This is a genomic window from Duganella sp. BJB1802, assembly GCF_013369445.1.
GTDB lineage: Bacteria > Pseudomonadota > Gammaproteobacteria > Burkholderiales > Burkholderiaceae_D > Rugamonas > Rugamonas vulcania_A.
This window is the reverse complement of record NZ_JABWEF010000011.1, coordinates 136,880-158,576: the sequence shown is the minus strand read 5'-3', so window position 1 is coordinate 158,576 and position 21,697 is coordinate 136,880. Positions and strand designations below refer to the sequence as shown.

Annotated in this window: 15 protein-coding genes, 3 tRNA genes and 1 pseudogene; 12 read left to right on the top strand and 7 right to left on the bottom strand. The window is 62.5% G+C overall.

The genetic code is table 11. The features are described from left to right. Positions 1-39 precede the first annotated feature (39 nt). The 6 genes from HUX88_RS18355 to HUX88_RS18330 all read left to right on the top strand — a co-directional run bounded on the left by HUX88_RS18355 (position 40) and on the right by HUX88_RS18330 (position 3,706). Positions 40-312, top strand: a complete 273-nt coding sequence (locus tag HUX88_RS18355) for an HU family DNA-binding protein (protein ID WP_008448340.1) — start codon at positions 40-42, stop codon at positions 310-312. A gap of 49 nt (positions 313-361) precedes the next feature. After that, a tRNA-Val gene (locus HUX88_RS18350) sits at positions 362-437 on the top strand. A 35-nt stretch (positions 438-472) separates the two neighbouring features. Beyond that, positions 473-549, top strand: a tRNA-Asp gene (locus tag HUX88_RS18345). Positions 550-576: 27 nt separating this feature from the next. Further along, positions 577-653, top strand: a tRNA-Asp gene (locus tag HUX88_RS18340). Between the two features lie 403 nt (positions 654-1,056). Beyond that, positions 1,057-2,970, top strand: a complete 1,914-nt coding sequence (locus HUX88_RS18335) for a SurA N-terminal domain-containing protein (protein WP_176362699.1) — start codon at positions 1,057-1,059, stop codon at positions 2,968-2,970. 229 nt (positions 2,971-3,199) lie between these two features. Next, on the top strand, positions 3,200-3,706 hold the full coding sequence (locus tag HUX88_RS18330) for an FxDxF family PEP-CTERM protein (RefSeq protein ID WP_176362698.1): 507 nt from the start codon (positions 3,200-3,202) through the stop codon (positions 3,704-3,706). 93 nt (positions 3,707-3,799) lie between these two features. Here HUX88_RS18330 and mnmH read toward each other — a convergent pair whose 3' ends face one another. Together mnmH and HUX88_RS18320 are read right to left on the bottom strand one after the other, a co-directional pair. Further along, positions 3,800-4,861, bottom strand: a complete 1,062-nt coding sequence (gene mnmH, locus HUX88_RS18325; protein WP_176362697.1) for a tRNA 2-selenouridine(34) synthase MnmH — start codon at positions 4,859-4,861, stop codon at positions 3,800-3,802. After that, the gene (locus HUX88_RS18320) at positions 4,858-5,517 is read right to left on the bottom strand and encodes an arylesterase (protein ID WP_176362696.1); all 660 of its coding nucleotides are present in this window, start codon (positions 5,515-5,517) and stop codon (positions 4,858-4,860) included. The genes mnmH and HUX88_RS18320 overlap by 4 nt, the downstream gene beginning before the upstream one ends. Positions 5,518-5,548: 31 nt before the next feature. On the opposite strand from HUX88_RS18320, the gene HUX88_RS18315 reads away from it, so the two are divergent. After that, entirely contained in the window at positions 5,549-6,268 is a 720-nt protein-coding gene (locus HUX88_RS18315) for an ABC transporter ATP-binding protein (RefSeq protein WP_176362695.1), read from the top strand. Between the two features lie 4 nt (positions 6,269-6,272). Here the strand turns inward: HUX88_RS18315 and HUX88_RS18310 are convergent, their stop codons facing one another. Then, positions 6,273-7,778 carry an NAD(P)H-hydrate dehydratase gene (locus HUX88_RS18310; protein WP_176362694.1) on the bottom strand — a complete coding sequence of 502 codons (1,506 nt, stop codon included), beginning with the start codon at positions 7,776-7,778 and terminating at the stop codon, positions 6,273-6,275. Positions 7,779-7,875: 97 nt separating this feature from the next. On the opposite strand from HUX88_RS18310, the gene HUX88_RS18305 reads away from it, so the two are divergent. The 3 genes from HUX88_RS18305 (at position 7,876) to HUX88_RS18295 (ending at position 12,327) form a co-directional block, all read left to right on the top strand. Then, entirely contained in the window at positions 7,876-11,490 is a 3,615-nt protein-coding gene (locus tag HUX88_RS18305; RefSeq protein ID WP_176362693.1) for a hydantoinase B/oxoprolinase family protein, read from the top strand. Further along, entirely contained in the window at positions 11,487-12,020 is a 534-nt protein-coding gene (locus tag HUX88_RS18300; protein ID WP_117015021.1) for a GNAT family N-acetyltransferase, read from the top strand. Before HUX88_RS18305 ends, HUX88_RS18300 begins: the two co-directional genes overlap by 4 nt. 169 nt (positions 12,021-12,189) lie before the next feature. Then, positions 12,190-12,327, top strand: a complete 138-nt coding sequence (locus tag HUX88_RS18295) for a hypothetical protein (protein ID WP_175000971.1) — start codon at positions 12,190-12,192, stop codon at positions 12,325-12,327. On the opposite strand, the gene HUX88_RS18290 is transcribed toward HUX88_RS18295, so the two are convergent. Continuing rightward, positions 12,328-13,968 (bottom strand): tetratricopeptide repeat-containing response regulator, encoded by a 1,641-nt coding sequence (locus HUX88_RS18290; protein ID WP_117015022.1) that lies wholly within the window; start codon positions 13,966-13,968, stop codon positions 12,328-12,330. A 268-nt stretch (positions 13,969-14,236) separates the two neighbouring features. Between HUX88_RS18290 and purL the strand changes: the two genes are divergently transcribed. Together purL and HUX88_RS33285 are read left to right on the top strand one after the other, a co-directional pair. Further along, entirely contained in the window at positions 14,237-18,286 is a 4,050-nt protein-coding gene (purL, locus tag HUX88_RS18285; RefSeq protein WP_176362692.1) for a phosphoribosylformylglycinamidine synthase, read from the top strand. A gap of 134 nt (positions 18,287-18,420) precedes the next feature. Then, entirely contained in the window at positions 18,421-18,972 is a 552-nt protein-coding gene (locus HUX88_RS33285) for a PEP-CTERM sorting domain-containing protein (protein ID WP_147330522.1), read from the top strand. 35 nt (positions 18,973-19,007) lie between these two features. On the opposite strand, the gene HUX88_RS18275 is transcribed toward HUX88_RS33285, so the two are convergent. The 3 genes and pseudogenes from HUX88_RS18275 to HUX88_RS18265 form a co-directional block, all read right to left on the bottom strand. Further along, the gene (locus HUX88_RS18275) at positions 19,008-19,676 is read right to left on the bottom strand and encodes a DNA alkylation repair protein (RefSeq protein WP_176362746.1); all 669 of its coding nucleotides are present in this window, start codon (positions 19,674-19,676) and stop codon (positions 19,008-19,010) included. 138 nt (positions 19,677-19,814) lie between these two features. Then, positions 19,815-20,519, bottom strand: a pseudogene (locus tag HUX88_RS18270) (methyl-accepting chemotaxis protein); the annotation flags it as partial. 338 nt (positions 20,520-20,857) lie between these two features. Then, on the bottom strand, positions 20,858-21,634 hold the full coding sequence (locus tag HUX88_RS18265; protein ID WP_117015026.1) for a peptidylprolyl isomerase: 777 nt from the start codon (positions 21,632-21,634) through the stop codon (positions 20,858-20,860). Between the last annotated feature and the right edge of the window lie 63 nt (positions 21,635-21,697).

Sequence of the window (21,697 nt, the reverse complement as noted above, 5' to 3'; positions counted from 1 at the left end):
CCGGCTAAAACGATATAACCTTTGTGACGGGGAATTGCTTTGAATAAGACTGAATTGATCGACCATATTGCTACTACCGCTGATATCTCGAAAGCGGCTGCTGCACGCGCACTCGACGCGGTGATCGACGGTGTAACCACCACCCTGCAAAAGAACGACAGCGTCACCCTGGTCGGCTTTGGCACCTTCTCCGTGAGCGAACGCGCTGCCCGTACCGGCCGCAATCCGCGCACCAAAGAAGAGATCATCATCGACGCAGCTAAAGTTCCTAAATTTAAAGCTGGTAAAGCTTTGAAAGATGCTGTAAACTAACGGACTTCAGTGAGCAGCAAGCGGTAAAGTTGCTCACGAAACGCAAAACGGGCGGTTAGCTCAGTTGGTAGAGCGGAGCCCTTACAAGGCTTAGGTCGGGAGTTCGAGCCTCTCACCGCCCACCAGTTTTGCAGCAGTAGGTAGTACCCAGTGTTTTGTTGGAGCGGTAGTTCAGTTGGTTAGAATACCGGCCTGTCACGCCGGGGGTCGCGGGTTCGAGTCCCGTCCGCTCCGCCAACAAAATACTAAATCGAGTAAGACCAAGGAGCGGTAGTTCAGTTGGTTAGAATACCGGCCTGTCACGCCGGGGGTCGCGGGTTCGAGTCCCGTCCGCTCCGCCAAGAACAAGATACCCCGCAGCTATTTATTAGCTGCGGGGTTTTTCTTTTTCCGCCGTATTTAATTGGGGTCAAGTCTGACATTCGGACACGAGCTCAAACGTATATATGCGTTACGGTTGAGCTCGTGTCCGAATGTCAGACTTGACCCCATTTGTTTTTAATGGGCATGTGCGCGGACATTATCGCGTTGGGAAACTAATATTTTCTGATGGCATCGTTCGACCGGGCTCGCCTGCGTCTGCTGCGCCGCACCACGCGCCCGCTGGTGGCCGTTTTGTTGTCCGGCCCGGCGGCGTGACTGTTTTGCCAAGGATTTACTCTTGCTATAGAGGGGGGCTCTCTGTAAAATCCCGCAACCGGAATCTTGTATGTGCAAGTTCCACTCAATCCGAATTGGCAGACCATGTTTGAATTTATTCGTACCCATCAACGTTTGATGCAGATACTCCTGGCGATTATTATCGTCCCGTCGTTCGCCTTCGTTGGTATCGGCAGTTACAAGAGCTTCGGCGACGACGCCAATACGATCGCCAAAATCGACGGCAAGCCGCTGACCCAGCAAGAGTTCGATAACGCGGTCCGCACTCAGCTGGACAGCTATCGCCAGCGCCTGGGCGCGCAGTTCGACCAGAAGATGTTCGACACTCCGGAATTCAAGCAGAACATCCTTGATCAGCTGGTCGCGGAGCGCGCCGTGGCTGCCGAGGTGAACCATGCACACCTGAGCGTCAGCGACGCCCAGCTGCAAAAAGTCATCAAGGAACAGTTTGGCGGCGAAGGCGCGTTCGATATGGAGCGCTACAAGACCATCCTGGCCGCGCAGGGCATGACGCCGACCATGTTCGATCAGCGCATGCGCCGCGACATGACTTTGCAGCAGTTGGGCAACGCGATCCAATCCACCGGCTTCGCGCCGCGCGCCGTGGCCAAGGCCCTGTCCGACATCGGCGCGCAGGAGCGCGAGGTGCAGGAACTGCTGCTGCCGGTCGCCGATTTCGTGCCGCAAGTGAAGATCACCGACGACATGGTCAAGGCTTTCTACGACAAGAACAGCAAGTTCTTCGAAGTGCCGGAGCAGGCCAAGATCGAATATGTGGTCTTCAACAGCGACGCCGCCATGAGCCAGGTGGCCGTGACCGACGCCGACGTGGCCGCGTACTACGCCGCCAACCAGCCCGCTTTCAGCACGCCGGAAAGCCGCCGCGCCGCACACATCCAGGTCGCACTGAAGAAGGGCGCCAGCGCCGCCGAGGTGGCCGCCGCCAAGGCCAAGGCCGACGCTATCGTTGCCGAACTGCGCAAGAATCCAGGCGATTTCGCCAAGGTCGCCAAGGCCAAGTCGGACGATCCTGTGTCGGGCGAGCAGGGCGGCGATCTGGGCATCGTCAGCAAGGGTTCGCTGCCGGCCGCTTCGGTTGAAGCCGCCGTCATGAAACTCAAGCAGGGTGAGATCAGCGATCCGGTGCAGTCGGACTTCGGCTTCCACATCCTGACCGTGACCGAGCTCAAGCCGGCTGTCGTCAAGCCGCTGGACGCGGTCAAGACCGAGGTGGCCGAGGCGCTGAAAAAGCAGAAGGCCGCCAAGAAGTATTCGGAAATGGCTGAGGCCTTCACCAACACCGTCTACGAGCAGTCGGACAGCCTGAAGCCGGTCGCCGACAAGCTGGGCCTGAAGATCGAAACCGCCGCCAACGTCTCCCGCACGCCGTCGCCGATGGCCGGCCAGGCGCCGTACAACAACGCCAAGTTTCTGGCCGCGCTGTTCTCCAACGAGTCGATCAGCGGCAAGCGCAATACTGAAGCCGTCGAAACCGCCCCGAGCACCCTGGTCGCCGGCCGTATCGTCGAGTTCAAGCCTGCGACCAAGCGTCCACTGGCTGAAGTCGACGCCGCGATCCGCCAGCGCGTCACGATGGAGGAGGCCGCCAAGTTGGCCGCCAAGGCTGGCGCAGAGAAACTGGCTGCGTTCAAGAAGTCCGGCGATGCCACCGGCTTCGGCGCCGCCAAGCTGGTGTCGCGTTCCAAGCCGGAGGGCGTGAACGGCCTGGCGATGCAGGAAATCATGAAGGCCGACACCGCCAAGCTGCCAGCCTACGTTGGCGTGGACGTGCCCGGCATGGGCTATGGCGTCTACCGCATCGGCAAGGTGCAGCAGCCTGCGGTGCAGGACGAGGCCCGCCGCAAATCGGAAGCCGAGCAGATCAACAGCATCGTGGCCCAGCAGGAGATGTACGACTACATCGAACTGCTGAAACAAAAGGCCAAGGTCAAGATCCTCAAGCCCATCGCAAAAACCACAGTTGTAGAAGTGAAGTAAGCGATTTTCCGGGAAGCGCGCCGCGCTTCCCGGCCCAGCATTCCCCGCCATTGCGGCGCGTCCGCGCCACCTCCCAGCTTTTTCCCTTCCGCTCCCCCCGCCTTCGATATCGCTAGTTAGTTGTTTAATTTGAATTACTAATTGACATCTAAATTTGGCGGGTGTAACGTCAAATGGCGCTCTAGCTCATCAGGCGCGTTCGGTTTCCACTTTTTTTCTCGGGAAAATTATGAAACTAAAATCTCTTTTAATCGGGACTGTGCTGGCGGCCACCTCGATCACAAGTTATGCCGCCGGCGATAGCCAGAATGTGAATGTGGCGTTGGTTGGTACGCCAGCCACCGGCTATAGCTCACACTTCGGGTTGGACCATTTGGTGGTCGGTACCTTCACCGATGTCTTCACGTTCAGCCCGTCGGTAGGGTCGAGCTTGCTGAATGTCTGGGTGCAGACCATGAGCCTGGGCGTCAACCATGACATCGACTTTTATTCGGCCGACCTGAATGGCAATGCCTTGACGTTCACGCCGAACGGCGGCTTCGAAGCCGGCTGGCTGAATCCGACCTCTGTTTCCGGCCCGCTGGTGCTGACGGTGAGCGGCATGGCCAACACCGTCACTGCCAGCTATTCCGGCACACTGAACGTCGATCCTGTGCCAGAGCCGGAAACCTACATCATGATGTTGGGTGGCCTGGGCATCCTGTCCTTCATCGGGCGCCGCCGCAAAAAAAGTTGACGGCGCCGTGGAGCGCTAACGTCTCTGGGTAAAAAAGAAGCCCCGACAGCCGGTAGCCGGCTCTCGGGGCATGATGTTTCTGGTGGCGCCGAATCAGGCCATCGCAGCCATCAGGTTCAGCGCGGCGTGCCGGAAGGCGGCGGCATCGATATCCTCCAGCTGCAGCGGCAAAGCCTGGCCATACTTGACGAAATTGCGGTCGATCGACCGCAGGTAGGCCGGATCATAGTGATCGGCCAGCAGCTCCTCTACCAGGGCCGGCATCGCGCCGCTTACCGCCATGGCTTGCCAGCGCCCGATCTTCTCGCGCCCGTGCAGCGCCGTCAGAAATTCCAGCTGTTCGTTGAGCGAAGCCGGACTGTCGGTGAAATGCGCGTAATCCTCCATCAGCAGGCGCACGCGGTTGGTGCGCGACAGCGTCAGTGCGACGCAGTCGGAGGCGCGCATGGCGTCCATCAGCGCCGTCGGCACCCGCAGGTTGCCGACCTTCTTGCTCTCCGATTCCACAAACACCGGCAGCGCGGGGTCGAAGCGGCGCAGGGTATTCCAGATCGCCGTCTCGAAAGCCTTCTGGCCGGGCTGCGGTTGGCTCGGCAGGTTGCCCAGCACCGAACCGCGATGGGCGGCCAACTGCTCGAGGTCCAGCACTTGCGCTCCGCTCGCGTGCAGCACCTCCAGCAAGCGGCTCTTGCCGCTGCCGGTGGTGCCGCAGATGACCTTGAACTTCAACCCGGGCGGCTGTTCCAGCGCCGCGTTGACGTGGGCGCGGAAGGCCTTGTAGCCGCCGTCCAGCTGCGCCACCGGCCAGCCTATCTTGGCCAGGATGTGCGCCATCGAGCCGCTGCGATTGCCGCCGCGCCAGCAGTAGATCAGTGGCCGCCACTCGCGCGGCTTGTCCAGCCACAGGGTCTCGATGTGGGCGGCGATATTCTTCGCCACCAGCGCGGCGCCGACCTTCTTGGCCTCGAACGAGTTGACCTGCTTGTACATCGTGCCGACCTGGATGCGCTGCGCGTCGTCCAGCACCGGCGCGTTGATGGCGCCGGGCAGGTGGTCGAGCGCGTATTCGGCGGGGCTGCGGACGTCGATGATGGTGTCGAACTTGTCCAGTTGCGGGAGCGCGTCGTCGAATTCTAGGATTTCTGGATACTTCATTTTGCCTTGATGCTTTTCTGTAGAACGGGCCAGATGTTGGCCAGGATGGTGGGATGGGCTTCGGCCAGCGGGTGCAGGCGGTCCGGCTGGAACAGCTGCGGCTTGTCGGCTATCCCGTCGAGCATGAACGGCACCAGCGGCGCCTTGATCTCCTTGCTCAGGGTGCCGTACATGGCGAAGAATTTGTCGGCGTAATCGCGCCCGTAGTTGGGCGGCATACGCATGCCGATCAACATGACCTTGGCGTCGGCCTTGGCGGCGGCATCGGCCATCGCGCGCAGATTGGTCTCGGCGGCGGCCACCGGCAGGCCGCGCAGGCCGTCGTTGGCGCCCAGTTCGATCACCACCAGCGCCGGCTTGTACTTCGCCAGCAGCGCCGGCAAGCGCGTGCGGCCGCCGCTGGTGGTTTCGCCGCTGACGCTGGCGTTGACCACGTTGGCGTCGATCTTCTGGTTCTTGAGTTTTTGCTCGGCCAGCGCCACCCAGCCGGCGCCGCGCGCCAGGCCATATTCGGCGGAAAGGCTGTCGCCGAGCACCAGCACGGTTTTTGGTGCAGAATAGGCGCTCGCCGTGGCCGATGCCAGCAGCAGCGCGGCCAAAGCCTGAGCACTCAGTTTTCTTGATAAACCGTATAAAACATTTAACACATTCAGCATGCCTGATTTTCCTAAAGCGTCTTCCCATTTCATGCCGGACGGACCGGGCCTGGCGTCCAGCGCCACCGCTGTGCCGCTGTCCGGCGCGCAGCCGGCCATCGCCGTCAGTGGCCTGGCCAAGCGCGTGGCCGACGCCAGCGGCGAACTGACGATCCTGCACGAGGTGGATTTTACCGTGCAAAAAGCCGAGACGCTCGCCATTGTAGGCGCTTCCGGCTCGGGCAAGTCGACTTTGCTAGGTCTGCTGGCCGGCCTGGACACGCCCAGCGCGGGCCGCGTGCTGCTCGACGGCGTCGATATCTACGCGCTGGACGAGGATGGCCGCGCCGCGCTGCGCAAGGAAAAGCTGGGTTTCGTGTTCCAGTCGTTCCAGCTGCTGGCGCACCTGACGGCGCTGGAAAACGTGATGCTGCCGCTGGAGCTGCGCGGCGCCACGCATGCGCGCGAGAAGGCGGAGAGCATGCTGGAGCGGGTGGGGCTGGCGAGCCGCCTGAAGCACTATCCCAAATACCTGTCCGGCGGCGAGCAGCAGCGCGTGGCGCTGGCGCGGGCCTTCGTCACAGAGCCGCCGCTGTTGTTCGCCGACGAGCCGACCGGCAGCCTGGATGCTGCCACCGGCGAGGCGGTCATCAAACTGATGTTCGAACTGAATCGCCAGCACGGCTCGACGCTGGTGCTGGTCACGCACGACCAGGCGATGGCGGCGCGCTGCGGCCGCACCATCACCATCGCGGCGGGACGGCTGGTTTGACCGGCTAGCGGCCGTGGTGCTGGACCATGCGGTTCAGCGCCACGCGGATCGCCGGTATCAGTTCGCCGGCGGTCAGGCCGATCGGGCCGGTGCCTTCGGTGACCAGCCCGTCGGCCGCCATGCCGTGCAGCCAGACGCCGGCCAGCGCGGCCTCCCACAGCGGCCAGCCTTGCGCCAGCAGGCCGCCGCACAAACCCGACAGGACGTCGCCGGTGCCGGCCGTGGCCAGCGCCGGATTGCCGGTGGTGTTGACGACGGCGTCCCCATTCGGCGCGGCGATCACGGTGCCGGAACCCTTGAGCACCACGTAGGCATTCAAGTTGGCCGCCAGCTTGCGGGCGGCACCGACGCGGTCGGCCTGCACGTCGGTGATGGTGGAGCCCAGCAAGCGCGCCGCCTCCAGCGGATGCGGCGTCAGTATGCTGGACGCTTGGCGCTGCGCCAGCGCGGTTTGCAGCGCCGGACTGGCGGCCAGCAGATTGAGCGCGTCGGCGTCGGCCAGCAGCGCACCGCCGCTGGCGACGGCGCGTTCCAGCAGTTCGGCGGCGTGGCTTGACGCGCCCAGGCCGGGGCCTATCACCAGCGTGGCCGTGCCCAGGTCGAAATCGTCGGCGAGGCTGCACATCAGTTCCGGCTGGCCGCTGTCGCAGGGCAGCGGGTCTTCGGCGAACAGCGCGTAGACGCGGCCCGCGCCGCTGTTGAGCGCAGCGCGCGCGGCCAGCAGCGGTGCGCCGCTCATGCCGCGCGCGCCGCCGATCACCGCCACGCTGCCGTAGCTGCCTTTGTGCGTGTTGTGGCGCCGCGCCCGCAGATGGCGCGAGAAAAACTTGACGTCGTTCAGGTGCAGCCGCGCCGGCGCGAAATGGCTGGCGTCGATGTCGAGGCGCGAGACATCCACCAGGCCCGCGTAATCGCGGCCATCGCAGGTGTGCAGGCCGGGCTTGTTGCCGATGAAGGTGATGGTGTGGGTGGCGTGGATTGCCACGCCGTACGGGCCGACGATGGCGCCGGTGTCGGCATCGAGGCCACTCGGCAGGTCCAGCGCCAGCACCGAGCATTTGAGGCCGTTGACCGCTTCCGCCACGTCGCGCAGCGCGCCGGCCAGCGGGCGTTGCAGACCGATGCCGAACAGGCCGTCCACCACCAGCGTCCATTCGGTGCCGGCCACCATCGCCAGGTCCAGATCGACAAAGCGGGCGTCGCTGGTCTGGGCGCGCCGCATGGCCGCCGCGCGCTCGGCCGACGGTGTCGATTGCGGCGGGAAGTGCAGGATCGTCACCTGCGCGCCGGCGTAGGCCAAGTGGGCCGCGGTCTCCAGCGCATCGCCGCCGTTGTTGCCGGGACCCGCCAGTATCAGGACCTTGGCCTTGGAGGTCGAGAAGGGCAGCAGATCCAGCGCGGCATTGGCGCCGGCCTGGCCGGCCCGCTGCATCAGCACGCCGTCGGGCAGCCCGGCGGCGGCGGCGTGTTCGATGGCGCGTATCTCCGCGCTGGAGTAAAGTGGATTCATGGTGTGATTTTAGCATCCAAATTATGTTGTAAGGCCGCTATCCCACGCGCGGCCGAGACACTACAATACACGCTTCAGTTATCGTAGCGAGGCTTGCATGGATTGGCAGTTCTGGATAGACCGGGGTGGTACGTTTACCGACATCGTGGCGCGTCCGCCCGATGGGCGCCTGCGTACACTCAAGCTGCTGTCCGAGAACCCAGAGCAGTACGCCGATGCGGCCATCGCCGGCATCCGCCAGTTGATGGGTGTCGCCAAGGGCAAGCCGATTCCGGTGGCGCAGATCGGCGCCGTCAAGATGGGCACCACGGTCGCCACCAACGCGCTGTTGGAGCGCAAGGGCGAGCCGACCGCGCTGGCCATCACGCGCGGCTTCCGCGACGCGCTGCGCATCGCCTACCAGAACCGTCCGCGCCTGTTCGACCGCCGCATCCTGCTGCCCGAACTGCTGTACAGCCACGTGATCGAAATCGACGAGCGCATGGGCGCGCATGGCGATACCGTCGCCGCGCTGGATATGGAGACCGCGCGCGCCGGCCTGGCGGCGGCCTACGACATGGGCCTGCGTTCGCTGGCCATCGTCTTCATGCACGGCTACCGTTATCACGCGCATGAGGTCAAGGTGGCGGAGATGGCGCGGCTGATGGGGTTCACGCAGGTCTCGGTCTCGCACGAGGTCAGCCCGATGATGAAGCTGGTCGCGCGCGGCGACACCACCGTGGTGGATGCCTATCTGTCGCCCATCCTGCGGCGCTACGTCGACCAGGTGGCGAAGGAAATGCCGGGTGTGAACCTGCAGTTTATGCAGTCCAGCGGCGGCCTGACCGACGCGCGCGCCTTCCAGGGCAAGGACAGCATCCTGAGCGGCCCTGCGGGCGGCATCGTCGGCATGGTCCGCGCCAGCAAGCTGGCCGGCTTCGACAAGGTGATCGGCTTCGACATGGGCGGCACCTCGACCGACGTTTCGCATTTTTCCGGCGAGTTTGAGCGCGTGTTCGAAACCCAGGTGGCCGGCGTACGCATGCGCGCGCCGATGATGAGCATCCACACGGTGGCGGCGGGTGGCGGCTCGATCCTGCATTTCGACGGCAGCCGCTATCGCGTGGGCCCGGACAGCGCGGGCGCCAATCCGGGGCCGGCCAGTTATCGGCGCGGAGGTCCGCTGGCGGTCACCGACTGCAATGTCATGCTCGGGAAAATCCAGCCCAATCACTTCCCGCAGCTGTTCGGGGCGGAGGGCCGACAGGCGCTCGACGCGCACGCCGTGCGTGTGCAGTTCGCCGAGCTGGCGGCGCGCATCCAGGCCGCCACCGGCAAGGAGACCATGCCGGAGCAGGTGGCCGAGGGCTTTATCGAAATCGCGGTTGGCAATATGGCCAACGCGATCAAGCAGATATCCGTGCAGCGCGGCCATGACGTCACCGAGTACGCGCTGACCAGCTTTGGCGGCGCAGGCGGGCAGCACGCCTGCCTGGTGGCCGACGCGTTGGGCATGAAGACTGTGTTCGTGCATTCGCTGGCTGGCGTGATGTCGGCCTACGGCATGGGCCTGGCCGACCAGACCGCAATGCGCGAGGCCGCGGTGGAAGCGCGACTGGGCGCCGATTCGGCGGAAGACCTGGACGCCCGCCTGCATGCGCTGGGCCGCCATGCGCGCGCCGACCTGCATCACCAGGGCGTCGACGACCAGCGCATCGTGCTGATACGCCGCGTGCACCTGCGCTACGAAGGCACGGATTCGGCGCTGATCGTCTTGTTCGACACCGTCGACAGCATGAAGACGCAGTTCGAGGCGGCCTACCGCAAGCGCTATTCCTTCCTGATGCCGTCCAAGGCGCTGATCGTGGAGGCGGTGTCCGTCGAGGCGGTCGGCAAGTCCGATGCGCCGTCCGAAACGGTGGAGCCGGCGCCGCGCCGCGTGTCCGGCCTGATGCCGCATGCGGTGGTGCCGATGTACACCGGCGGTAAATGGCGCCAGACCAATCTGTACCAGCGGGGCGCCACGCGCATCGGCGATATCGTGAAGGGCCCGGCCATCATCGCGGAGGCGAATGCGACCACCATCGTCGAAGCGGGATGGCAGGCCGAGGTGACGCTGCACGATCACCTGGTGCTCAAGCGCGTGGTGGCGCTGCCGGAGCGCCGCGCCATCGGCACCAGCGCCGATCCGGTGATGCTGGAGATCTTCAACAACCTGTTCATGTCGATCGCAGAGCAAATGGGGCTGCGCCTGCAGAACACCGCCTACTCGGTCAACATCAAGGAGCGCCTGGACTTCAGCTGCGCCATCTTCGACGCCGACGGCAACCTGATCGCCAACGCGCCGCACATGCCGGTGCACCTGGGCTCCATGGGCGAGAGCATCAAGACCGTGATGCGCGAGAATGCCGGTCGTATGCGCGCCGGCGACGTCTTCATGCTCAACGACCCATACAACGGCGGCACCCATTTGCCGGACGTGACGGTCATTTCGCCGGTGTTCGACGAGGCGGGCGTGGACATCCTGTTCTACGTCGGCTCGCGCGGCCACCACGCGGACATCGGCGGCACCACGCCGGGTTCGATGCCGCCGGATTCGCACGTGATCGAGGAAGAGGGCGTGTTGATCAATAACTTCAAGCTGGTGGACGGCGCCGCCGGCGGCCAGCTGCGCGAGGCCGAGACGCGCGCGCTGCTGACAGGCGCGCGCTACCCCGCGCGCAATCCCGACCAGAACATGGCCGACCTGCGGGCGCAGGTGGCGGCCAACCAGAAGGGCGTGGACGAGTTGCGCAAGATGGTGGCCCACTTCGGCCTGGAGGTGGTGCAGGCCTACATGGGCCACGTGCAGGACAACGCCGAGGAATCGGTGCGGCGCGTGATCAGCGCGCTGAAGGACGGCAGCTACACGCTACAACTGGATAACGGCGCGCAGATACAGGTTGCGGTTCGGGTCGACCATGCCAGCCGCAGCGCGGAGATCGATTTCGCCGGCACCTCGCCGCAGCTGGAAAATAACTTCAACGCGCCATCGGCGGTGTGCATGGCGGCCGTGCTGTACGTGTTCCGCACGCTGGTGGACGACGAGATTCCGCTGAACGCGGGCTGCCTGAAACCGCTGAAGGTGCTGATACCGCAAGGCTCCATGCTCAACCCCCAATATCCGGCGTCGGTGGTGTCGGGGAACGTGGAGACCTCCACCTGCATCACCAATGCGCTGTACGGCGCGCTGGGCGTGATGGCGGCGGCGCAGGGCACGATGAACAACTTCACCTTCGGGAACTCCCGCTACCAGTACTACGAGACCGTCAGCGGCGGCTCCGGCGCGGGCCCGGGCTTCGACGGCACCAGTGTCGTGCAGACCAACATGACCAATTCGCGCCTGACCGATCCCGAGATCCTGGAGTTCGGCTTCCCGGTACGCCTGGAGAGCTATGCCATTCGCGAAGGCAGCGGCGGTGCGGGCCAGTGGCACGGCGGGAACGGCGGCGTGCGCAAAGTGCGCTTCCTCGAAGCGATGACCGCCGCCATCCTGTCGAACAACCGCATTCACGCGCCGTTCGGCATGGCCGGGGGTGAACCAGGCGCGTTGGGGCGCAACACCGTGGTGCGGGCCGATGGCCGCGTCGAGGAACTGGCCCATATCGGCAAGACCGACATGCAGCCCGGCGACCTGTTCGTGATCGAAACGCCGGGCGGCGGCGGCTACGGCTTTAGCAAGGATAAGCAATGACACAACTGCAGGCGGGTGATTATCTACTGAGGCCCTTCGTCGCAACGGATGCGCCAGCGTTTGCGGCGGCCATTCGCGAGTCGATGTCCAGCGTCGGTAAGTGGATGTCGTGGGCGCATGCCGAATACACGGAGGAGCAGGCGCTGTCGTGGTTCTCCTTCTGCGACGCCAGCCGCGCCGAAGGCAGCGCACACGAATTCGGGATCTTCCTGCGGGATGGCGTCACGCTGGTTGGCGGCGGTGGCTTGAACCAGCTGAATGCGGTCAACAGCTTCTGCAACCTGGGCTACTGGGTGCGGGAGTCGGCGCAGCGGCAGGGGGCCGCGATCGCCGCGACCAACGCGCTCGCCCGCTACGCCTTCCTGCACCTGAATCAGGCGCGGGTGGAGATCGTCATCGCCGCCGGTAATGAGCCCAGCGCCGGCGTGGCGCGCAAGGCCGGCGCCACGCATGAATGCCTGGCGCGCAACCGGCTCATGCTGCGCGACGGGCCCGTGGCGGCCCATGTCTTTTCATTGATTCCTGATTAGGCCTGTCAATCCACGTTGACAACGCAAAGCCGCCCGCGACGGCGGGCGGCTCGCCATCCAATACCATCGGCATCAAAAAACGGTACCGGCGAATCCCGGCTTGTCCAGCACAGGGCGAGGGGCGTAGAGTTTTGGTTCGATGAACAGATGGAAGGAGGATCCGGTGCGTATGCTACTCAAGCTCCTGCGCGGGCGCAGATCGGCGAATGGCGCGATCCTGTCGGCCTTCCTGTTGTGCGCCCTGTACTTCGTAACCTGGTACCTGATTTCCCATCTGTCGAACTTCCCCGGTTCACTGATCCTGTAACTAGGCCGTCGTCGCGATACCGTACTTGCGCTGGGTGTGCGAATACTGCAGCTGCAGCGCCTCCAGTGAAGGATGGGACGGATCGATCTTGCGCATGCGCTCCAGCAGGTAGGCGCATTGTTCGGCCAACGGCACTTCCCAACCCAGATCGTCCAGCTGCTTGAGTATCGCCGACGTCGCCGCCGGCAGCAGCGACATATTGGCCGGCGCCTTGCGCAGCGCCGCATTCAGCGTATCGACCGCAGCCCGCAGGTCGCCCTGGCCGCGCTGTTCGGATGCGTGGGCAATCAGCTCGTCCACCTGGAGCTTGATTTGTTCGCCCATGCCGGCGGCCAGGTCGTGGCGACCGGCCTTCTCAAACACCTGCACCGCGTCGTCCATCGACACGCCGCTCTCGGTATCGTTCATCAGGTTCAGCATCAGGTCGGAGGCTTGCTGGTCCAGCTTCACATTCAGGCAGCTGTGGACAAGGCCGATTTTGAGGCCGGTCGACAGCCCCCGGCTGGCGCCCACGGCGCTGACGGCGTTGGCCAGTTCCGCCGCCGCGCCGCTGATATTGCCGGTCATTTCCTGCAGCAGGCCGGCCGCGATGGCGCGGCAAGCCTCGACGTTGGCGCTGCCGCGCAACGAGCGTTCCATGTCGCGTATCACGCCGCTGGCCTGATGGGCATCGCCTTTCTTGACCAGCGTCTTGACCAGCTTGACGTGGTCCTCGGGGTCGCGGAACTCGGAGTACTTGGCCTTGGCCACCACCTGCTTGAACGCCTTCTCGGCGACGCCGACGTCGCCCGTCTCGAACGCCACCTCGCCCAGGTGGCGCAGCCGGTGCACCATGTTGGGCGAGATCGCCACCGCGTCCTCCAGTATCTTCTTGGCCGCCTCCTGCTGGCCCAGCGCCTCGTGGGTGCGCGCCAGCAGGTCGTATGCCGCCATGAACTTCGGATTGTGGACCAGCAGCTCCTGCAAGGTCTCCTGCGCCTCGATGTACTTCTGCTGGCCGAACTGGCAGCGCGCCATGCCCAGGTGCGCCCAGGCGATAGGGCGGTTCATCAGGATGACCTGGTACACCACCTCGGCGTCGGCCAGTTCGTCCAGCGACACCAGCAGCTCGGCGCGCAGGCGTGCGAAGTCGATCGCGTAACGGGGATTCTTTTCCTCGGCGATGCCGCACTCGCCGATGGCTTTACGGATACTGCCCAGTTCAACCAGCTGGTGGATGGGCAGGAACACGTCGCGCCGCTCGACCGCCTTGCGCAGCCGCTGCAGCAGCGCGTCCACGGTGAAGGGCTTGAGCACGTAGTCGGTCGGCGTCAGCTCGGCCGCGCCGATCACTTTGCTGTACACGCCCTCGGAGGTGAGCATGATGAAGATGGTCGACGGCGCGATCAGCTTGTGGTGGCGCAGGTCTTCCAGCAGCTGCTGGCCGTCCTGGCCGTTGTTTTCGCCGCTGCCGTTGCCCAGGTCGTACTCGCACAGCACGATGTCGAACGGTTTCTTGGCCAACTGGCGGATGGCCGTGCCGGAGCTGACCGCGTAGTCGATCTTGGTGATGCCGGATTGGTTCAACATGTTGTGCAGGCTGCCGCGCATCCCCGGATTGGGATCGACGATCAGCACCGACAATTCACTATATTCCGCCATGTTACGCATCCTAGCTAAAGTTAAATCTAGCATACTCCATGGCAAGTCAAAATGTTATGAAAAACCGGTGCCAAGAGCGGGACTGTGGATTAATCCGGCCTCAAATTGCTAAAAATGTTGCTTCGACGGCACTTTTTCGGCCGAATTGGCGCTGTATAGGCAGGCTGGTAAAGGGTATAATGCGCGCAAAGGAAATTCTGCATTACAAGTATCTCGTGCTCCATCTACCTTTAATCCGCAGCCATGCTGCATCAACCATCCTCCAAACATGTTGATTCTGCCGGGCTCCAACGCCCTGTCCGCATTCCGTAGCCAACGCCTGTTAACGCAACTGCAAGCCGCGCTGCCTGCCGTCGCCGCCGTCCAGGCGCGCTATGTCCACTTCATCGATGCCGCCGAACCGCTGTCGGCCGACGACACCAGCCGCCTCGGCGCGCTGCTGACCTACGGTGAGCCGGCCCACGCCGACAACACCGATGGCGTTGTCGAAGAGTTCTTCGTCATCCCGCGCTTCGGCACGATCTCGCCGTGGGCCTCCAAGGCCACGGACATCGTCCACAACTGCGGCATGGCGCACATCAAGCGCGTCGAGCGCGGCATCGCCTTCCGCATCAATCTGAAGAGCGGCATTTTGGGCAGCAGCATCGGCGCCGCCAAGAAGCTGTCGGACGAAGAAGTGCAGGCCGTCGCCGCGCTGCTGCACGACCGCATGACCGAATCGGTGCTGCGTCATCCGGACGAAGCGGCCGGCTTGTTCCGCACGCTGGAAGCGAAGCCGCTGGAATCGGTCGACGTGATCGGCATGGGCAAGGCGGCGCTGGAAAAGGCCAACACGGACCTGGGCCTGGCGATGTCGGACGACGAGATCGAGTACCTGGACGCGGCCTTCACCAAGGCTGGCCGCAATCCGACCGACGTCGAGCTGATGATGTTCGCGCAGGCGAACTCCGAGCACTGCCGCCACAAGATCTTCAACGCCGATTGGACCATCGACGGCGTCGCGCAACCGAAGTCGCTGTTCGGCATGATCAAGAACACGCACCAGCTGCAGCCCAAGGGCACCATCGTCGCCTACAGCGACAACTCGTCGATCATGGAAGGCGCGGAAGTGATGCGCTTCTTCCCGCAGGGCGACGCCCACCAGTACGCGCCGACCACCGAGTTGACGCACACGCTGATGAAAGTGGAAACCCACAATCACCCGACCGCGATCTCCCCATTCCCTGGCGCCTCCACCGGCGCCGGCGGCGAGATCCGCGATGAAGGCGCGACCGGCCGCGGCGCCAAGCCGAAGGCTGGCCTGACCGGCTTCACCGTGTCTAACCTGATGCTGCCGGGCGCCGTGCAGGCGTGGGAAAACGACGCTCCCGTCACCGCGCCGGTGGCCGACTACCGCAACAGCGGCAAGGCCTACGGCAAGCCAGACCGCATCGCTTCGGCGCTGCAGATCATGATCGAAGGCCCGCTGGGCGGCGCCGCGTTCAGCAATGAATTCGGCCGTCCGGTGCTGGGCGGTTACTTCCGTACCTACGAACAGAATATCGGCAAGCAGTTCGCCGGCGCACACGACACCGTGTTCGGCTACCACAAGCCGATCATGATCGCAGGCGGCATCGGTAACATCTCCGGCCAGCACACGCACAAGAACGACATCCCGGTCGGCAGCCTGCTGGTGCAGCTGGGCGGTCCCGGCATGCGTATCGGCATGGGCGGCTCGGCCGCTTCGTCGATGGCTACCGGCACCAACACCGCGGACCTGGACTTCGACTCGGTCCAGCGTGGCAATCCAGAGATGGAACGCCGCGCACAGGAAGTGATCAACGGCTGCTGGCAGCTGGGCGCGAACAATCCGATCATCTCGATCCACGACGTCGGCGCCGGCGGCCTGTCGAACGCCTTCCCGGAGATCACCAACGACGCCAAGCGCGGCGCGATCTTCGACCTGCGCAAGATCCCGCTGGAAGAAAGCGGCATGGCGCCGAAGGAAATCTGGTCCAACGAATCGCAAGAGCGCTACGTGCTGGCGATCGCGCCGGACAGCCTGCCGATGTTCAAGGCGCTGTGCGAGCGTGAGCGCTGCCTGTTCGCCGTGGTCGGCACCGCGACCGAAGAGCGTCAACTGAAGCTGATCGATCCGGAGCTGGGCAACGAGCCGGTCGACATGCCGATGGATGTCCTGTTGGGCAAACCGCCGAAGATGCAGCGCGACGTGCACCACGTGCAGAACGAATTCCCGGCCATCGACCTGACCGGCATGGACCTGGAGGAAGCCGCCAAGCGCGTGCTGCTGCTGCCTACCGTGGGCGACAAGTCCTTCCTGATCACCATCGGCGACCGCACCGTGGGTGGCATGTCCGTGCGCGACCAGATGGTTGGTCCATGGCAGGTGCCGGTGGCCGATTGCGCCGTCACCGCGATGAGCTTCGAAGGCTACCTGGGCGAAGCGATGGCGATGGGCGAGCGTACGCCGCTGGCCGTCATCAACGCCGCCGCGTCGGGCCGCATGGCGGTTGCCGAGGCGATCACCAACATCGCCGCCGCGCCGATCAAGGATATCTCCGACATCAAACTGTCCGCCAACTGGATGGCCGCCTGCGGCCAGCCTGGCCAGGATGCGGCGCTGTTCGACACCGTCAAGGCGGTCGGCATGGAACTGTGCCCGGCATTGGGCATCAGTATCCCGGTCGGCAAGGATTCGCTGTCGATGCGGACCACCTGGAAGGACGAGGGCGACGCCAAGGCTGTCACATCGCCCGTATCGCTGATCGTCTCGGCCTTCGCGCCGGTGCACGACGTGCGCAAGTCGCTGACGCCTCAGATCAAGACCGATGCCGGCGACACCGCCATCATCCTGATCGATCTGGGTCGCGGCAAGAACCGCCTGGGCGCATCGGCGCTGTCGATGGTCATGGGCCAGCTGGGCAACCAGACGCCGGACGTGGACAGCCCTGAAGACCTGAAGGCCTTCTTCACCGCGATCCAGCAACTGAACAACGATGGCAAGCTGCTGGCTTACCACGACCGTTCCGACGGCGGCCTGTATGGCACGCTGACCGAGATGGCTTTCGCCGGCCGCGCGGGCCTGTCGATCAACCTCGACATCCTGACGTTGGAAGAGGGCCACGGCGCCGACCAGGGCGACGCGAAGAACTGGGCTGGCCAGATCGCCGAACGCCGCAACGAGCAAACCCTGCGCGCGCTGTTCTCCGAGGAGCTGGGCGCGGTGATCCAGGTGCGCGCCGAAGAGAAGTCGCTGGTGATGGACGTGCTGCGCACCTTCAACCTGGGCGCCTGCAGCCATATCATCGGCAAGCCGAACGACCGTGGCGTGATCGAGTTCACCCGCGACGCCAAGACCATCTACAGCAAGCCGCGTTCGGAACTGCATCGCCTGTGGAGCGAAACCAGCTGGCGCATCGCCCGCCTGCGCGACAATCCAGCCTGCGCCGATGCCGAATATGACCGCATCCTGGACGAAACCGATCCTGGCATCACGCCGAAGATCACCTTCGATCTGACCGAGAACGTCGCCGCGCCGTTCCTGGCGACCGGCGTGCGCCCGCGTGTCGCGATCCTGCGCGAGCAGGGCGTCAACTCGCACATCGAGACCGCCTATGTGATGTACCAGGCGGGCTTCAACGCCGTCGATGTTCACATGAGCGACCTGATTGCGGGCCGCGTCAAGCTGGATGACTTCCAGGGCATCATCGCCGTCGGCGGCTTCTCGTACGGCGACGTGCTGGGTGCCGGCGAAGGATGGGCCAAGACCATCCTGTTCAACGCCGCGCTGGCCGAGCAGTTCGCCCGCTTCTTCGCGCGCAGCGACAGCTTCGGCCTGGGTGTCTGCAACGGCTGCCAGATGATGAGCAACCTGAAGTCCATCATCCCAGGCGCGCATGCGTGGCCCAAGTTCACCACCAACAAATCGGAGAAATTCGAGGCGCGCTTCGCGATGGTGGAAGTGCTGGATTCGCCGTCGATCTTCTTCAACGGCATGGCCGGCACGCAGACCGCCATCGCCATCGCCCACGGCGAAGGTTATGCGGACTTCACGCAGACCGGCAATATCAATGAAGCCGTGGCAGCGATGCGCTTCGTCGACAACCGCGGTGCCGCTACCGAAGCCTATCCGTACAATCCTAACGGCTCGCCACAAGGCCTGACCTCGGTGACCACGGCCGACGGCCGCTTCACCGTGATGATGCCGCACGCCGAGCGCGTATTCCGCTCGGTGCAGCAGTCGTGGCACCCTGAGGCGTGGGGCGAGGATTCTCCTTGGATGCGTATGTTCCGCAACGCCCGCAAGTTTGTCAGTTAAACTGTAACGGCGCAGGACAGATCCCGGAATCGCTCGCCGATTCCGGGTTTTTTTTCGCCGGGCGGGAAGATTTCCCTTCTCTAAAATAATTATCTAATATAAAATATTTTTAGATAATATTTCAGGGAGGTACAGTGAAAATTCTTCGGACATCCACGGTATTGATTGCTGCGTTGCTCAGCGTCACCGCCAGTGCGGCGAATCAGCAATACCATCTTTCATACACCTCCACTTCGCTCTACGGTGGAACTCCATGGAACATCGAGGCTGACTTTACCGGCCAAGGTGACGGTGACGTGATACGCAAGCTGCAGTTCAGCAGTTTGAAAATAGCCGGCCTGGCCGTCAATTCCATTGATCAACTGATGCCGATGTATGGAGATCTGGGCGAGGCTGTGCTGTCGTTCAGCGGAAAATCCAATGATTTTTGGCTGTATGGTCATGGACCGTTGGTCGACGCCAGCCTATACAGTTACACCATCAAGCCGATGTCGGAGCCTTATAGTTTGAATGGTGTGTTGTATTATGATGACGATAACCATGCGCCTGGTGGCATAGGCCTGTCCGACCGCAGCATCAATCCGAGTTGGGTGATAACGGCGGTGCCGGAACCGAAAACCTACGGAATGCTGTTATTAGGCGTTGGCATTCTCGGCGCCTATGCGCGTCGACGCAGGGCAGTTTAAGTACTTAATCAGAAGCCGGAGCAATCCGGCTTTTTTTATTCTAAGGCAAGATGTTTATTGGCCTCGCGGTAGCTGAGCGCCGACAGCCGTTGCTTTTCTTTTAGTGTGAATAAACGAATGGCTTCCGGGTCGTGGCGCGCATAATCGCGCAGTGCCCAACCTATCGCTTTTTGTATGAAGAACTCTTTTTCATGTGCCAGCGCTAACGAATAATTAAAAAGCCGATTGGTATCGACCTTGTCGCGCCAGCCCAGTTGGTGCAATAACGCCACTCGGCGCACCCACATATTTTGGTCGGATATAGCCTGATCCATGCCGTCATGACCAAAGCGTAAAACATCGCCAATGACCGAAGCCAGCGCATCGACCGTATCCCACCACGATTTATTCTGCGCCAATTCGAGCAACTCGGGAATCTGTGCAAGATCCAATTCCTTGCTGTGCATGGCGAGCAAGTCGATGGCCACGTATTGATATTCTCTTTGCGGACGTTCCCATAATTCGCTGGCGTAGAGGAGGATATTATCCGCTCCGCTTCCCTTTAATTGCTTCAGCAAAGGCTTGGCGGCCATCCTGCGTTGCGGTGTGCCGACGCCCAGGAAATCGAATTGATCGCGCATATAAGCTCGCATGGCGGGCGCGCGTCCGGGCGTGGCGGCGGAGGCGAGGGCGGTGTCGAGGTCGGCGTGGAATTGGGGATTCATGGGTAAGAGTATAGAGGATTCCGGCTCCAGCCCGGAGAATAAGCTGAAAATTGGCATGAATTAGCCAGTTTCTAGCCTGCACAGGGCAAAAAGAAAGGCACTCGACGGAGTGCCTTGAAAGAGCGGTATCGGCGCGTTTTAACGAGGTTGCTGCCCGAGCCGGAATATGATGACGATCTGCGCCAGATTGGAAGCCTGGTTTTGCATCGTCTCGGCGCTGGCGGTCGCTTCTTCCACGAGGGCGGCATTTTGCTGTGTCACTTGATCCATCTGGGTAATCGCCTGATTCACCTGTTCGATACCCGAAGTCTGTTCCTGTGTCGCCATGCCTATTTCGCGCATAATATCGGCGACATGTTTTACGCTGCCGACTATCTCGGTCATGGTAATGCCGGCTTCCTCGACCAGCTTGCTGCCCGCATCCACATTGGCGACTGAATCGGTAATTAATTCCTTAATCTCCTTGGCCGCCGCCGCGGAGCGTTGCGCAAGATCGCGGACTTCCGAGGCCACCACGGCAAATCCACGTCCTTGTTCACCTGCACGCGCCGCTTCAACCGCCGCATTTAATGCCAGCATATTAGTTTGGAAGGCAATGCCGTCAATAACCGAGATAATATCGACGATCTTGCGGGAGGAGGCGTTAATTGAAGTCATGGTATTGACGACTTCAGAAACCACCGCACCGCCTTTCATTACCACCTCCGAGGCTTTTGCAGCCAATCCATTCGCCTGGTTGGCATTGGCGGCATTTTGTTTAACCGTCGATGTTAATTCCTCCATCGACGAAGCAGTTTCTTCCAGCGAACTGGCTTGTTGCTCGGTGCGGGTGGATAAATCCACACCCAGAAAGCGATGCCGGCGCCGGCAAGGCAGGCCACCACGCCCAGCGCCAGGCTGAAGATCAACATCTTGTGGGTGAAGTCCACCACCTCCTGGCGGGTCTGCTTGCGATGACGACGTTGCGCAGCGCCTGGCCTATTTGCAGGCCTTGGGCGTACATATTTGTGGAGGCCGACGGGAGCGCCTGATCGTGCTCCAGGAACTGCGAGAATTGCTTCTTGGCATTCTGCATGCCGATCAATGCCACTCCGAGGGCGCAGGCGAAAACTACGCATACCAGCCGCAAAAAACGAAAAAGGCGCCTCGAAGGGCGCCTTTTTAGACAGCAAAGAACAGGATTACTGGATCTTGGCTTTCTTGGTCAGTTCGTCGCGGAAGGCGGCGATCTTACGCTGTTGCAGGGCTTCGGCGACCTGGCCTTTGACTTCTTCCAGCGAAGGCAGCTTGGTGGCGCGGGATTCTTCCAGCTTGATGACGTGGTAACCGAACTCGGTCTTCACCGGGGTCTGGGTGATCTCGCCATTTTTCAGGGCAACCATCGCGTCGGCGAAAGGCTTGACCAGTTTGCCTGGAGTCATCCAGCCCAGGTCGCCGCCGTTGTTGGCGGAGCCGTCTTTCGACACCTTGGCCAGTTCCTCGAACTTGCCGCCGGCTTTCAGCTTGGCGATGATGTCTTTTGCTTCCTGCTCGGTGGCGACCAAAATGTGACGCGAGTGGTATTCTTTTTCGCCCATGGCGGCCTTGTACTTGTCGTACTCGGCTTTGATTTCGGTATCTTTTACCGGATTCTTTTTAACGTAGTCGGCCAGCATCGCGTTGATGATGATGCTCTGACGTGCGTTTTCGATTGCCGCCTTGACTTCCGGCTTGGTGCCGAAACCTTGTTTGTCCGCTTCCTGGATCATGACTTCACGGCCGATCAGTTCTTTCTTGACCATTTCACGCAGCTGCGGGCTGTCAGGCTGTTGGCCTTGGGCGACCACTTGCTTGACCATTTGATCCACTTTGGCGGCAGGAATAGCCTTGCCATTGACGGTCGCGACGTTTTGCGCGAATACCGGTGCTGCTACGACAGCGATCAGTGCTAACAACAGGCGGGCTGGCTTCAACATCATTATTAAATCCTATAAAAAAACTAGAAATCGCACTCGGGCGGTGCATTGTATCAACGCAAAATC

What these genes read in the sequence shown, in the direction of transcription:
- HUX88_RS18335 (WP_176362699.1), top strand. Translation starts at nt 1,057, where the DNA reads ATGTTTGAATTTATTCGTACCCATCAACGTTTGATGCAGATACTCCTG.
- HUX88_RS18330 (WP_176362698.1), top strand. Translation starts at nt 3,200, where the DNA reads ATGAAACTAAAATCTCTTTTAATCGGGACTGTGCTGGCGGCCACCTCG.
- mnmH (WP_176362697.1), bottom strand. Translation starts at nt 4,861, where the DNA reads ATGAAGTATCCAGAAATCCTAGAATTCGACGACGCGCTCCCGCAACTG.
- HUX88_RS18320 (WP_176362696.1), bottom strand. Translation starts at nt 5,517, where the DNA reads ATGCTGAATGTGTTAAATGTTTTATACGGTTTATCAAGAAAACTGAGT.
- HUX88_RS18315 (WP_176362695.1), top strand. Translation starts at nt 5,549, where the DNA reads ATGCCGGACGGACCGGGCCTGGCGTCCAGCGCCACCGCTGTGCCGCTG.
- HUX88_RS18310 (WP_176362694.1), bottom strand. Translation starts at nt 7,778, where the DNA reads ATGAATCCACTTTACTCCAGCGCGGAGATACGCGCCATCGAACACGCC.
- HUX88_RS18305 (WP_176362693.1), top strand. Translation starts at nt 7,876, where the DNA reads ATGGATTGGCAGTTCTGGATAGACCGGGGTGGTACGTTTACCGACATC.
- HUX88_RS18300 (WP_117015021.1), top strand. Translation starts at nt 11,487, where the DNA reads ATGACACAACTGCAGGCGGGTGATTATCTACTGAGGCCCTTCGTCGCA.
- HUX88_RS18295 (WP_175000971.1), top strand. Translation starts at nt 12,190, where the DNA reads ATGCTACTCAAGCTCCTGCGCGGGCGCAGATCGGCGAATGGCGCGATC.
- HUX88_RS18290 (WP_117015022.1), bottom strand. Translation starts at nt 13,968, where the DNA reads ATGGCGGAATATAGTGAATTGTCGGTGCTGATCGTCGATCCCAATCCG.
- purL (WP_176362692.1), top strand. Translation starts at nt 14,237, where the DNA reads ATGTTGATTCTGCCGGGCTCCAACGCCCTGTCCGCATTCCGTAGCCAA.
- HUX88_RS18275 (WP_176362746.1), bottom strand. Translation starts at nt 19,676, where the DNA reads ATGAATCCCCAATTCCACGCCGACCTCGACACCGCCCTCGCCTCCGCC.
- HUX88_RS18265 (WP_117015026.1), bottom strand. Translation starts at nt 21,634, where the DNA reads ATGATGTTGAAGCCAGCCCGCCTGTTGTTAGCACTGATCGCTGTCGTA.